The following is an 11,470-nucleotide window of genomic DNA, read 5'->3' as shown; positions in this document are numbered from 1 at the left end:
AAGCGCGTTGAGAGCCGCGGCGATCTCCGTGATCCGGCGCTCCGTGTCACGGCGTCCCGGCGCCGGCTCGACGTGCATCACGACGCCGTCGCACGTCACGACGATCGGGCGGCGGCCGAGCTCCGAGGCAGCCGGCGGAGCGTCCGCGCCTGCGGCGAACTCCGGCATCCAGGGCGCCGCGTCGCCGACCTCAGGACACCGTCGACGCCCGATGCGCCAGAACGTGCCGCCCGCCCGGAGGATGTCCATGAACCATCATGACACTCCGATCCGCGGCCGACGCCGCGATGGAGATCGGCTGATCGGTGGGAGTCGCCCGTACGCCGCGCGCCTCGCGTCGTGCTCGGGCCTGTAGCCTCTGCGCTGCAAACCCCGTCGTGAGCAGGAGATGGACCGCCATGCCCGAATCGGCCGAGCTCGAACCCCTCACGCCCACCTGGTCGGAGTTGGGTGCCGGGGTCGCTGCGGTCGTGAACGTGGCTCTCATCCTGCTGGTGGTCGTTCAGCTGCTGCGGGGTCGGCTGACGGTGCCGTACGGGATTCTCGGCTGGGTCGTTCTGCTCGCCGTGCCCGTTGTCGGACCGATTCTGGTCTTGACGTGGCAGGCTCGGGTCGCCCGGCGCCTCGAGCAGTCGCAGCAGTCCGTCGCCTGACGGGCTCTCACACTCGCCGGTCGACGGCCGCGCACGGTCACGACATCTCGGCGTCGGAAACGGGACGAGGCCGGCTCCCCTCGGGAACCGGCCTCGGACTTGCGGTGATGCTGGTGGGCGATACTGGGTTTGAACCAGTGACCTCTTCCGTGTCAGGGAAGCGCTCTCCCGCTGAGCTAATCGCGCGAGGTGGAGACGGGAATCGAACCCGTGTGCACGGCTTTGCAGGCCGTTGCCTCACCACTCGGCCACTCCACCATTAAAAGGTCGAGTCCAACCTCTCGAGCGGATGACGGGATTCGAACCCGCGACCCTCACCTTGGCAAGGTGATGCGCTACCAGCTGCGCTACGTCCGCTTGTCTCTCCGGTGCGTTCCCCGGCGACGGATGAAACTTTAGCGGATGGGTTCAGGTGGTCCAAACGGGGGGTCGCCCACGCACGTTAACGTGGCGTCATGCGCGCCTGGATCAACGGAAGAACGCTGGAATCCCCACACGAACCCGCTCTCGGGGTCCTCGACCACGGCCTCGTCGTCGGCGACGGCGTCTTCGAGACGATCAAGGTCGTCGACGGTGTCCCGTTCGCTCTCACCCGTCACCTCGAGCGGTTGGCCCGCTCGGCCGGTGGTCTCGGCATCGGAGAGCCGGACCTCGACCTCGTACGCCGTGGAGTGGAGGCAACAGTCGAGGGGCAGACGATCCCGTTCGGTCGGATCCGGATCACCGTCACCTCCGGGCCTGGTCCGCTCGGCTCGCCGCGCGGGGACCAGGGGCAGACGCTCGTGGTCGTGACCGAGCCGTCCACGCCACCTCCGGCGACGACCGCGATCGCGACCGTGCCCTGGGCGCGCAACGAGCGTGGCGCCTTGAGCGGCCTCAAGACCACCTCGTACGCCGAGAACGCGCTGATGGTCGAGCACGCGCTCCGTCACGGCGCGTCGGAAGCCGTCATGGCCAACACCGCCGGCCTGCTCTGCGAGGGCACCGGGTCCTGCATCTTCTACGTCCTCGACGGCCAGCTCGTGACGCCCACCCTCGAGTCGGGGTGCCTGGCAGGCGTCACGCGGGCACTGGTCCTCGAGTGGTGCCGGGACGAGATCGACGTCGTCGAGCGCGACGAGCCGATCGCGGTGCTGCAGCGTGCCGACGAGGTCTTCCTCGCCGGCACGACGCGCGACGTCCAGGGCATCCACCGGGTCGACGACCGCGAGCTGCCCGCCCCGGGACCGGTTACTGCGCTGGCAGCGAAGATCTTTGCGCGACGCTCGGCGGAGACGGTCGACCCGTGACCGGATCCTCGACGATCGTGCGGCGGCGCGACAGCGCGTAGACGCAGAGGCCGCCGACGTACGCGCCCAGGGTGCCGAGCGTCAGGTCGCCGAGCGTGTCGGTGTAGGCAGTCACCAGCTCGGAGGAGTGGCGGACGAACGCGACGTACTCCCCGGCCTCCCAGGCGACGGCCGTCACAGGCCCGAAGGCGAGCGCCCTCTCGGTCACGGCACTCAGAGCCGCGTCACGGGGGAGCGTGAGGACGACGAAGCCGGCGGTCAGCAGACCCCAGTTCATGAAGTGCATCCAGTCGTCGAACCACCAGACGGTGTCGAAGAGGTCGAGGCGGTTGCCGAGGGTGTCGGTGAGCCAGGGGAGGGTGATCAGCAGGTCGCCCAGCCACGGGTACGCCGTGCCGCGAGGCCGCCACAGCCACCACCACAGCAGCGGCACGATGGCGGCGCCGAGGGGATACGCGACCGCTCGGAACCCCATCGCCTTGCCGCGAAGGTTCCCGAGATCGGGGTACGCGACGGCGACGAGGAGGAGGACGACGAGCAACGCTTTGGCGCCGATGTCAAGGACGGCGAGGGTACGGCGCGACGAGCCAGACCCGGATTTCGGAGAGGTCATGCGCGTACGCTAGTCTCTGTGTCGTCCCGCTCCGGTGGGACGTCCGAGCGGGCGATTGGCGCAGTGGTAGCGCGCTTCGTTCACACCGAAGAGGTCACTGGTTCGAACCCAGTATCGCCCACCAGCAGCACCGCAGGTCAGAGGTCGGTTCCCGAAGCGGAGCCGGCCTCGTGCCGTTCCAGGGGCCGACCCGATCGGTCGAACGCTGATGAAGGGACTCGATGTGGACGTCTTCATCATCGGGGTGACCGGGGGAGTCGGACGGTTGCTGACCCAGGAGCTCCGTGGTCGGGGCGCCTCGGTGCGCGGGCTCGTACGCCGACCTGGACAACGGGCCGATCTCGCGGCGTCGGGTGTCGACGCCGTCGTCGGTGACCTGACGACGTTGTCCCAGGAAGACCTGGCGCCTGCGTTCGGCTCTGTCGACGCGGTCGTCTTCGCGACGGGCTCGAACGGCGGTTCTCGAGCGGTCACCGATGCGCTCGACGCCGACGGGCTCCGAAAGACCGTGGGCGCCATGCGCCTGGCGGGCATCGACCGTCTGCTGCACGTGTCCGTGATGCCCGAGGCATGGCGAGAGCGCGGTCTCGATGCTGAGACCGAGCACTACTTCGCCGTGAAGAAGGAAGCCGACATCTTCCTCAGCCACAGCGATCTGGACTGGGTGATCCTTCGGCCCTCGATGCTGCACGACCGCGATGGTCTCGGTCGTGTGTCACTCGGCCCGGCCGAGAGGCACGAGGAGATCGCTCGCGCCGACGTCGCGAGCGTCCTGGCTGGACTTCTGTACGAACACCGCATCGGCCGACAGGTCCTCGAGCTCAACCAGGGGACCACGCCGGTCGCTGCCGCCATAGCTGCGAACGTCCGCTAGCGGGCTGCCCGTCAATCGAAGACCGGGAACCGGACGGTCGCGCTTCCCGGCCACGCCGGTGCGGGCTGTCGACCGGTGCCGATGAGCGTGACGTCCAGGTCCGTCCACGACGACGGGAGGGGCTCGTCGACGAGGGCCTCGACCGTCGCTCGCGCGAGCGCGAGGGCGCCGGGCGGTGGCGGCTCGTCGGACAGCAGGTCGAGGTGGTGCACCACGACCTCGACGGCCCAGACAGCCAGGTAGTCGCCAGGAGCGAAAACGTGCCCCTGCCGCGCACGCGGGCGCTCGCCGAGTGCGAGGACCCCGCGGCGCAGCGCTGCGGCGACGTCGCGGAGCTGGGCTGTCGCCGAGGCCGGTCGTGCGTACGCCATGGTGCGACGGCGTTGCGACATCAGCTCCGGGACAGGGTCGTCGGTCGCGTACTCGACGACGAAGGCCGTCCAGTAGCTGGCCGCATCGACCGTGGGCTCTGAGTCGACCGAGGACACCAGGCCCCCGAGCATCTCCTGCCATCCGCCGATGACGTGGACCACGACGTCGAGGCGACTCCAGCCGTGGCAGCGAGAGGCGCCGAGCAGCTCGTACTCGCTCAGAGCGTCGACGGCACGCACGAACGCGTCGATCGTGTCGAGGCACGCAGCGCGGCCGTCGTCGAGCGGGACGGTGAGCGTCATGCAGGAAATGTAGCCGTCGACAAGGTCTTGACCTCGGCACTTGTTTTTTGCAAGTGTGACGGAACCGCAAGACGCACGACCTACCCATGAGGGAGACCCCACGATGACCGCGATGTTCGTCAACCTGCCGGTGACCGACCTGGAGCGCGCGAAGGCGTTCTACACAGCGCTCGGGTTCACCATCAACCCAGCCTTCTCCGATCACAACGCTGCCTGCGTCGTGGTCGAGGAGGACCACAGCTACGTCATGATCCTGGTGCGCGACTACTTCCAGACCTTCACCGATCTCCCGCTCGGTGACCCGGCCGCGAGCCCAGCCTCGTCCACCGCGATCTTCGTCGACACGCGGGAGGAGGTCGACGCGGCCGTCGCCAACGGCATCGGTGCCGGCGGCTCCGAGCCTCGTCCCCCTGCGGACTACGGCTTCATGTACCAGCGTGGGCTCGCCGACCCCGACGGCAACATCATCGAGTTCGGCTACATGGACAAAGCCGCCGCCGAGCAAGGTCCCGAGGCCTTCATGGAGCAGCAGGCCTGAGGTCGATGGCGCCACGCGACTACGGGCAGTGGTGCGGCATCACGCGAGCCCTGGAGCTGGTGGGTGAGCGCTGGGCCCTCCTCATCGTCCGCGACCTGCTCGTCGGGCCGCGCCGCTACGGAGAGCTTGCCGCGGGACTTCCCCGGATCCCGAGCAACGTCCTGGCGGCACGGCTCAAGGAGCTCCAGGCGGCCGGCATCCTCCGCCGGGTCCCGCGCTCGCGGGTCATCGTCTACGAGCTGACGCCCTTCGGACGCGAGCTGGAGCCCGTCGTGCTGGCCCTCGGCGCGTGGGGCTTCAAGGCGATGGACGAGCCACGAGAGGAGCAGGTCGTCACGCCCGACTCGTTGACCATGACCCTGCGGACCGCCTTCCGGCCGCAGGTGGCCCTGGAGCTGCCGGCGACCGCCAACGCGGCACGCCTCGGTCCCGCCGAGCTGCTCGTGCGGGTGGACGGCTCCACGCTCCAGGTCACACGTGGAGACTGGCCGGTCGACCTGGCGTTCGCGGCGGGACCCGGCCTCCGTCGGCTCATCTCCGGCGAGCTCGCTCCCGACCGAGCGCTCGCCACGGGTGAGATCGAGGTCCTCCGTGGCCGCGGTGATCTCCTCGCTCGCTTCGCGAGCACGTTCCACCTCGCCGCGTGACCCACGGCCTCACACCGTCCGCGGGTCGAACCCGAACGGCAGCTCGAGCCGGTGAGCGCGCATGAAGTCCTCGTCGGAGAGCAGCTTGCGGGTGTCGCTGTCGGCGGCCACGACCCCGTCGGCGAGCACCACCGACCGGGGGCAGAGCTCGAGCGCGTACGGGAGGTCGTGGGTGACCATCAGCACCGTGACCGACAGCGAGCGCACGATGTCGGCAAGCTCGCGGCGCGCCATCGGGTCGAGGTTCGACGACGGCTCGTCGAGCACGAGGATCTGCGGCTCCATCGCCAGCACGGTGGCCACCGCCACGCGCCGCCGCTGGCCGAAGGAGAGGTGGTGGGGCGGGCGGTCGGCGTAGTCGGCCATGCCCACCTGGTCCAGTGCGTGCATCACCCGCTGCTCGAGTGCGTCGCCGCGCAGGCCGAGGTTGGCCGGGCCGAACGCGACGTCGGCGCGGACCGTCGCGGAGAACAGCTGGTCGTCGGGGTCCTGGAACACGATGCCGACCCGGCGCCGGATCTCCCGGAAGTTCTTCTTCACCACAGGCAGCCCCGAGACCGCCACCGTCCCCGCACCGGGCAGCAGGATCCCGTTGAGGTGGAGCACGAGCGTGGTCTTGCCCGCGCCGTTGGGTCCGAGGAGGGCGACGCGCTCGCCGGCGTGGATGTGCAGGTCGACGCCGTACAGGACCTGGCTGCCGTCCGGATAGGCGTACGCCAGCCCGCGGACGTCGATGACGGGGACGCTCACGATCGACCGCCCGACGGGTCGTGACCCCGCGACATCATCGCCAGGTGCACCCGCTCGCCACGCTCGTAGGACCGGATGAACAGTGCTGAGGCTGTACGGCCGAGGACGCCCCACTGGCGGATCGAGGAGCCGCGGAAGCCGCGAGACTCGCGGGCGATGCGCATGCGGTGCATCTCGTCGGCGACGACGTCGACGTAACGGATCATGAACGCCATGATCTGGACCATCTCATGGGGGAGCCTCAACCGGCCGAGGCCGGCCAGCAGCTCGTGCGGCTCGGTGGTGGCGGCCAGCGTCAGGCTCGCCGCGACGCCGATCGTGGCCTTGATGAGCAGTGCCGCGGCTGCCTCGAGACCGGGCTCGCTGACCGTGAGGCCGAGGAACGTCGTCGTGGGCCCGGTGGCGATGAACGGCAGCAGGACGGCGAAGACGACGAACGGGACCTCGACGAGCATCCGCGGCAGCAGGAAGCCGAGCGGCACCCGCGCCACGACGATCAGGGCGACGAGCACAGCCGCGTAGGCGGCGAACGCTGGGTACGCCGTCCGAGGTGTGGCGACGACGACGAGCATGAACCCGAGCAGTGCGAGCAGCTTGAGGTGTGCGGGCGCACGGTGCACCGGCGTACGTCCCGGGGCGTGCGTCCTGCGCCGGTGCGCTGATCCCATCGCGAGGTGCTCAGACGGTGTGACGCCCGCGGCGGCGCACGACGAGTGCGACACCTCCGGCGATCACGAGGACCAGGACCGTACCGGTGACGCCGGCCACCGCGCCGGAGAGCCGAGGGTTGTCGATGCCCTTGGTCGAGTAGTCCGACATCGGGCTGTCGGCCGAGGAGCGATGTTCCTCCGCGGTGCCGAGGAACCCCTTGTCACCGGCGACGAACTCCAACCCATCGGGGTGGCTCGAGGCGTAGTAGCTGACGAACCCCGCCAGCACGAGCGCGACGAGGACGCCGACGAGGACGAGGGCTCGGGTCGACACCCGCGTCCGGCGCGCGCTCACGCTGGCGCCCTCTTGGAGGGGCGGAGCTCCAAGGTCCGCGTCGTCAGTGCCGACCGGGCCCCGTAGACGAGGTCCGGACGCACGGCGAGCACGGCGCTGACCACGAGTCCGGTGATCACGGCCTCGCCGAGCCCGATGACGGTGTGCCAGCCGACCATCGCGGTGGCGAGAGACCCCAGCGGGATCGGCGCCTCGCCACCGACGGCGTACAGGCCGGTGAAGGCGAGCGCGGCAGCCGGCACGGACACCAGGGCAGCGAGCGCCGCGGCGGGCGTGACAGACGCCAGCCGGTCCGGCAGCACGGCCTTGATCAGACGGAGGACCAGCCAGCCCACCCCGACGCCGACGAGCCCCATGAGCGTGATGTTGGTGCCGAGCGCTGTGATGCCACCGTCGGCGAAGAGGAGGCACTGGACCAGGAGAACGGTGCTGATGCACAGCACCGCCGTCCACGGTCCGACCAGGACCGCGGCGAGCACGCCTCCGAGGAGGTGCCCGCTCGTGCCGGCCCCGACGGGGAAGTTGATCATCTGGGTGGCGAAGACGAAGGCGGCCACCAGTCCGGCCATCGGGGCGGTCCGGTCGTCCAGCTCACGTCGCGCGCCGCGGAGGGCGAGCGCGAGGCCGGCGACGGCGGCGGCGCCGGTCGCGACCGAGGTGGATGCGTCGAGGAAGCCGTCGGGTACGTGCACCTGACGACTGTAAGTCGAAGGCGAGGGGTCGGCCATGGGGTCTCATGGCCGACCCCTCGGCCCTAGAGGTCGACGCGCTCGTTGTCTGCGCCGTCGTAGGCGTTGCCGGTGATCTTTGCCTTGGCCAGGCTGATCAGAGACGCGACGCGCCCGCCGGGCGTGTCCCAGTACTCGCCGCCCTGGAGGTCGACCCGGATCAGGACGACGTTGGGGTCGTCGGGTCCCTCGGGCATCCATGCCTCCGCGAACGTGTTCCAGAGCTCCTCCAGCTTCACCGGGTCGTCGACGACGGTCGCCGTCCCGTTCAACGACACCCAGGTGCTCGGCGAGGAGAACGTGATGCCCACGTGCGGACGGGCGGTGATGTGGGCGACCTGCCGAGAGTCCCGTGCGGTGATGAACCACATGTCGGCGCTCGGCTCGACCTGCTGGCGGGCCATCGGCCGGCTCGTGATCGTCCCGTCGATGTCCACGGTCGTGAACATCGCGATCCTGAGATCGTCCAGCAGCTCGAGGAGCGTGCTCTGCTCGTCGGTCATGACTCTCCCTCCGTGGCGTGCCGACGAGGTACCCAGCCGGGGCGTCGCCATGCCGCGCGCCTTTCGCGCGCCAGAACAGACCACGACCAAAGGGGTGCGCGGCCACGGCGGCCTTGCAGATAGCATCGAGGCGTCTGTCCGCACCACCTGAGGAGCACCCGTGTCCGAGCTCGTAGTCCTCGTCGTCGGCCCTGACTCCAAGGCCGAGCGCACGGTGACGTCCGGCACGAAGGCGTGGGAGCTGTTCGCCGAGAACCCCGACGTCGTCGCGGCCCGGGTCAACGGTGACCTCAAGGACCTGGCGTACGAGCTGGTGGGCGGCGACGCCGTCGAGCCGGTCGCGATCACCAGCAAGGACGGCCGCGACATCCTGCGGCACTCCACCGCCCACGTGATGGCGCAGGCGGTCCAGCAGCTGTTCCCGGAGGCCAAGCTGGGCATCGGGCCCCCGGTGGAGAACGGCTTCTACTACGACTTCGACGTCGAGACCCCCTTCGTGCCCGAGGACCTGGCCAAGATCGAGTCCCGGATGCGCAAGATCATCAAGGAGAACCAGCGTTTCTCTCGCCGCGCGATCGACGACGCGGAGGCGCGGGTCGAGCTCGCCGACGAGCCCTACAAGCTCGAGCTGATCGGGCTCAAGAGCACTGCGGGCAGCGACGACCTGGACCACGCCGCCGAGGGCGCGAGCGTCGAGGTCGGCTCCGGTGGCCTCACGATGTACGACAACCTCGACCGTCGCGGCGAGCGGGTGTGGACCGACCTGTGCCGCGGACCCCACCTGCCCACCACCAAGCGCATCCCCGCCTTCACGCTCATGCGGAGCGCGGCGGCGTACTGGCGAGGCGACGAGAAGAACAAGCAGCTCCAGCGCATCTACGGCACCGCCTGGGAGTCGAAGGAGGCGCTGGAGGCCTACCTGCACCGGATCGAGGAGGCCGAGCGCCGCGACCACCGCAAGCTCGGCCGCGAGCTCGACCTCTTCAGCTTCCCTGACGAGATCGGCTCCGGGCTCCCCGTCTTCCACCCCAAGGGCGGGGTGATCAAGCGGGAGATGGAGGACTACGTCCGTCGCCGGCACATCGAGGAGGGGTTCCAGTACGTCGGCACCCCGCACATCGCCAAGGAGGAGCTGTTCTACACCTCCGGGCACCTCCCGTACTACGGAGAGGGGATGTTCCCGCCCCTCGACGTCGACGGCATGGACTACCGCCTCAAGGCGATGAACTGCCCGATGCACAACCTGATCTACCGGTCCCGGCAGCGGTCCTACCGCGAGCTGCCGCTGCGGCTGTTCGAGTTCGGCAGCGTCTACCGGCACGAGAAGTCGGGCGTCGTGCACGGCCTGACTCGCGTGCGCGGATTCGCGCAGGACGACTCGCACTCCTACTGCACTCCCGAGCAGGCCCCCGACGAGGTCGAGCACCTGCTGGGCTTCATGCTCAGCGTGCTGCGCGACTTCGGTCTCGACGACTTCTACCTCGAGCTGTCCACCCGCGACGCGGCCAAGGACAAGTTCATCGGGTCGGAGGAGGACTGGACGACCGCGACCAAGGTCCTCGCCGACGTCGCCCTCCGCACCGGGCTCGAGCTCGTGCCCGACCCGGGCGGAGCTGCCTACTACGGTCCCAAGATCTCCGTCCAGGCGCGCGACGCCATTGGCCGGACCTGGCAGATGGGCACCGTCCAGTACGACTTCAACCAGCCCTCCGCCGACCGGTTCAACCTGGAGTACGTCGCCGCCGACGGCTCACGGCAGCAGCCGGTGATGATCCACTCGGCCAAGTTCGGCTCGATCGAGCGGTTCCTCGGGGTGCTCGTCGAGCACTACGCCGGCGCCTTTCCTCCCTGGCTCGCGCCCGTCCAGGCCGTCGCGATCCCAGTCGCCGAGCGGCACGTCGACTACCTGCGCGAGGTAGCGGCGACGCTGCAGGCGCAGGGCATCCGGGTCGAGGTGGACGAGGCCGACGACCGCATGCAGAAGAAGATCCGCAACGCGCAGACGCAGAAGATCCCCTTCATGCTGATCGCGGGTGACGACGACGTCGAGGCCGGCGCGGTGTCGTTCCGCTACCGCAACGGCAGCCAGGACAACGGCGTCGCCCTCGACGATGCGGTCGCCCGCATCGCGCAGGCCATCGCCGACCGGGCCCAGGTATGACGTCTGGACACGACGCCGGCGACTCCGGCCCGTGGGGACGCCCCGAGACCGGATTCGAGGACTTCGACCGGCTCTGGACCCCGCACCGGATGGCCTACATCACCGATACCGGCCCACGCGAGGGGGGCTGCCCGTTCTGCGTGATGCAGCAGCGGCCCGACGAGGAGACGTTGATCGTCGCTCGCGGTGACCACGTCTACACGGTGCTCAACCTGCACCCGTACAACCCGGGTCACCTGATGGTCGTGCCCAACCGCCACGTGGGAGAGCTCGAGGAGCTGACCGACGACGAGGCGTGGGAGCTCACGGCAACCACGCAGCAGGCGTTGCGGGTGCTCAAGCACGTCAGCGCGCCGGCCGCGTTCAACGTCGGCCTCAACCTCGGGGCGGTGGCGGGCGGGTCGTTGTCGCAGCACCTCCACCAGCACGTCGTCCCGCGCTGGATGGGCGACTCCAACTACATCACCGTCACGGGGCACACCAAGGTGATGCCGCAGCTGCTGTCGCAGACGCGTGACCTGCTCGCGAAAGCGTGGAACGCCTGATGCTCGAGAGGTTCCGCGCGACCTGGGCTCGGATCATGTCGCCGATCGCCGACCTGCTGCTCCGACTCGGTGTCAGCCCCGACGCGGTCACGTTCGTCGGGACGCTGGGGGTCACCTCCGCTGCCCTCTGGTTCTTCCCGCGGGGACAGTTCTTCCTCGGTGCCGCCGTGATCACCCTCTTCGTGTTCTCGGACATGATCGACGGCCTCATGGCCCGCAAGTCGGGACGGTCGAGCGCCTGGGGTGCCTTCCTCGACTCCACCCTCGACCGGATCGGCGACGCGGCGGTCTTCGGCGGGCTCGTCCTCTGGTACGCGGGCACGGGGGACGACCTCGTGCTCACGTCCGTCGCACTGTGGTGCCTGGTCGGCGGGCAGCTGACCTCGTACGCCCGTGCCCGGGCGGAGTCGCTCGGCATGGAGGCCAAGGGCGGCATCGCCGAGCGCTCGGACCGGCTCGTCGCGATCCTCATGATGACCGGCCTGTCGGG

Annotated in this window: 16 protein-coding genes and 3 tRNA genes; 9 read left to right on the top strand and 10 right to left on the bottom strand. The window is 69.6% G+C overall.

Features of this window, described 5'->3' with window-relative positions; translation table 11 throughout:
- Nucleotides 1-249 (bottom strand): hypothetical protein (locus PV363_RS11230; RefSeq protein ID WP_301022358.1); only part of this gene is annotated, 249 nt, incomplete at its 3' end.
- 149 nt (nt 250-398) lie between these two features.
- Here PV363_RS11230 and PV363_RS11225 point away from each other — a divergent pair.
- Nucleotides 399-653, top strand: coding sequence for a hypothetical protein (locus tag PV363_RS11225; RefSeq protein ID WP_220347124.1), 255 nt, complete (start codon nt 399-401; stop codon nt 651-653).
- Nucleotides 654-840: 187 nt separating this feature from the next.
- On the opposite strand, the gene PV363_RS11220 is transcribed toward PV363_RS11225, so the two are convergent.
- Both PV363_RS11220 and PV363_RS11215 read right to left on the bottom strand, forming a co-directional pair.
- Nucleotides 841-911: transfer RNA gene (locus PV363_RS11220), tRNA-Cys, on the bottom strand.
- A gap of 26 nt (nt 912-937) precedes the next feature.
- Nucleotides 938-1,010 (bottom strand) — tRNA-Gly (locus tag PV363_RS11215).
- A 98-nt stretch (nt 1,011-1,108) separates the two neighbouring features.
- Here PV363_RS11215 and PV363_RS11210 point away from each other — a divergent pair.
- Complete coding sequence (locus PV363_RS11210) at nt 1,109-1,942, top strand: aminotransferase class IV (RefSeq protein ID WP_220344560.1); 834 nt, start codon at nt 1,109-1,111, stop codon at nt 1,940-1,942.
- Here PV363_RS11210 and PV363_RS11205 read toward each other — a convergent pair.
- Nucleotides 1,884-2,555 (bottom strand): hypothetical protein, encoded by a 672-nt coding sequence (locus PV363_RS11205; protein WP_220344561.1) that lies wholly within the window; start codon nt 2,553-2,555, stop codon nt 1,884-1,886. The genes PV363_RS11210 and PV363_RS11205 overlap by 59 nt on opposite strands.
- Before the next feature lie 49 nt (nt 2,556-2,604).
- On the opposite strand from PV363_RS11205, the gene PV363_RS11200 reads away from it, so the two are divergent.
- Together PV363_RS11200 and PV363_RS11195 are read left to right on the top strand one after the other, a co-directional pair.
- Nucleotides 2,605-2,679: transfer RNA gene (locus PV363_RS11200), tRNA-Val, on the top strand.
- A gap of 84 nt (nt 2,680-2,763) precedes the next feature.
- Nucleotides 2,764-3,429, top strand: coding sequence for an NAD(P)H-binding protein (locus tag PV363_RS11195; RefSeq protein ID WP_255566303.1), 666 nt, complete (start codon nt 2,764-2,766; stop codon nt 3,427-3,429).
- Between the two features lie 11 nt (nt 3,430-3,440).
- Here PV363_RS11195 and PV363_RS11190 read toward each other — a convergent pair whose 3' ends face one another.
- Nucleotides 3,441-4,103 carry a maleylpyruvate isomerase N-terminal domain-containing protein gene (locus PV363_RS11190; RefSeq protein WP_301022357.1) on the bottom strand — a complete coding sequence of 221 codons (663 nt, stop codon included), beginning with the start codon at nt 4,101-4,103 and terminating at the stop codon, nt 3,441-3,443.
- A gap of 103 nt (nt 4,104-4,206) precedes the next feature.
- Here PV363_RS11190 and PV363_RS11185 point away from each other — a divergent pair, with 103 nt between their 5' ends.
- Entirely contained in the window at nt 4,207-4,641 is a 435-nt protein-coding gene (locus PV363_RS11185; protein ID WP_220344563.1) for a VOC family protein, read from the top strand.
- 5 nt (nt 4,642-4,646) lie between these two features.
- Complete coding sequence (locus PV363_RS11180; RefSeq protein ID WP_301022356.1) at nt 4,647-5,288, top strand: helix-turn-helix domain-containing protein; 642 nt, start codon at nt 4,647-4,649, stop codon at nt 5,286-5,288.
- 9 nt (nt 5,289-5,297) lie between these two features.
- On the opposite strand, the gene PV363_RS11175 is transcribed toward PV363_RS11180, so the two are convergent.
- The 5 genes from PV363_RS11175 to PV363_RS11155 form a co-directional block, all read right to left on the bottom strand.
- Nucleotides 5,298-6,038 carry an ABC transporter ATP-binding protein gene (locus PV363_RS11175; protein ID WP_301022355.1) on the bottom strand — a complete coding sequence of 247 codons (741 nt, stop codon included), beginning with the start codon at nt 6,036-6,038 and terminating at the stop codon, nt 5,298-5,300.
- Entirely contained in the window at nt 6,035-6,706 is a 672-nt protein-coding gene (gene cbiQ, locus PV363_RS11170) for a cobalt ECF transporter T component CbiQ (RefSeq protein ID WP_301022354.1), read from the bottom strand. The genes PV363_RS11175 and cbiQ overlap by 4 nt, the downstream gene beginning before the upstream one ends.
- 10 nt (nt 6,707-6,716) lie before the next feature.
- A complete protein-coding gene (locus tag PV363_RS11165; RefSeq protein WP_220344570.1) occupies nt 6,717-7,043 on the bottom strand; it encodes a PDGLE domain-containing protein in 327 nt (108 codons plus the stop codon).
- Nucleotides 7,040-7,735 (bottom strand): energy-coupling factor ABC transporter permease, encoded by a 696-nt coding sequence (locus PV363_RS11160; protein WP_301022353.1) that lies wholly within the window; start codon nt 7,733-7,735, stop codon nt 7,040-7,042. Before PV363_RS11160 ends, PV363_RS11165 begins: the two co-directional genes overlap by 4 nt.
- Before the next feature lie 62 nt (nt 7,736-7,797).
- The gene (locus PV363_RS11155; protein WP_220344573.1) at nt 7,798-8,274 is read right to left on the bottom strand and encodes a pyridoxamine 5'-phosphate oxidase family protein; all 477 of its coding nucleotides are present in this window, start codon (nt 8,272-8,274) and stop codon (nt 7,798-7,800) included.
- A gap of 160 nt (nt 8,275-8,434) precedes the next feature.
- Between PV363_RS11155 and thrS the strand changes: the two genes are divergently transcribed.
- From thrS to pgsA, 3 genes are all read left to right on the top strand, one after another.
- A complete protein-coding gene (gene thrS, locus PV363_RS11150; protein WP_220365680.1) occupies nt 8,435-10,435 on the top strand; it encodes a threonine--tRNA ligase in 2,001 nt (666 codons plus the stop codon).
- Nucleotides 10,432-10,980, top strand: coding sequence for an HIT domain-containing protein (locus PV363_RS11145; protein WP_220344576.1), 549 nt, complete (start codon nt 10,432-10,434; stop codon nt 10,978-10,980). Before thrS ends, PV363_RS11145 begins: the two co-directional genes overlap by 4 nt.
- A partial coding sequence (gene pgsA / locus PV363_RS11140) for a phosphatidylinositol phosphate synthase (RefSeq protein ID WP_301022352.1) occupies nt 10,980-11,470 on the top strand: 491 nt, incomplete at its 3' end. The genes PV363_RS11145 and pgsA, both read left to right, overlap by 1 nt.

Source organism: Mumia sp., assembly GCF_028803055.1.
Lineage (GTDB): Bacteria > Actinomycetota > Actinomycetes > Propionibacteriales > Nocardioidaceae > Mumia.
This window is presented reverse-complemented; position numbering and strand designations above follow the sequence as displayed.

What these genes read in the sequence shown, in the direction of transcription:
- PV363_RS11155 (WP_220344573.1), bottom strand. Translation starts at nt 8,274, where the DNA reads ATGACCGACGAGCAGAGCACGCTCCTCGAGCTGCTGGACGATCTCAGG.
- PV363_RS11185 (WP_220344563.1), top strand. Translation starts at nt 4,207, where the DNA reads ATGACCGCGATGTTCGTCAACCTGCCGGTGACCGACCTGGAGCGCGCG.
- PV363_RS11225 (WP_220347124.1), top strand. Translation starts at nt 399, where the DNA reads ATGCCCGAATCGGCCGAGCTCGAACCCCTCACGCCCACCTGGTCGGAG.
- PV363_RS11210 (WP_220344560.1), top strand. Translation starts at nt 1,109, where the DNA reads ATGCGCGCCTGGATCAACGGAAGAACGCTGGAATCCCCACACGAACCC.
- PV363_RS11145 (WP_220344576.1), top strand. Translation starts at nt 10,432, where the DNA reads ATGACGTCTGGACACGACGCCGGCGACTCCGGCCCGTGGGGACGCCCC.
- PV363_RS11195 (WP_255566303.1), top strand. Translation starts at nt 2,764, where the DNA reads ATGAAGGGACTCGATGTGGACGTCTTCATCATCGGGGTGACCGGGGGA.
- cbiQ (WP_301022354.1), bottom strand. Translation starts at nt 6,706, where the DNA reads ATGGGATCAGCGCACCGGCGCAGGACGCACGCCCCGGGACGTACGCCG.
- PV363_RS11180 (WP_301022356.1), top strand. Translation starts at nt 4,647, where the DNA reads ATGGCGCCACGCGACTACGGGCAGTGGTGCGGCATCACGCGAGCCCTG.
- PV363_RS11205 (WP_220344561.1), bottom strand. Translation starts at nt 2,555, where the DNA reads ATGACCTCTCCGAAATCCGGGTCTGGCTCGTCGCGCCGTACCCTCGCC.
- PV363_RS11190 (WP_301022357.1), bottom strand. Translation starts at nt 4,103, where the DNA reads ATGACGCTCACCGTCCCGCTCGACGACGGCCGCGCTGCGTGCCTCGAC.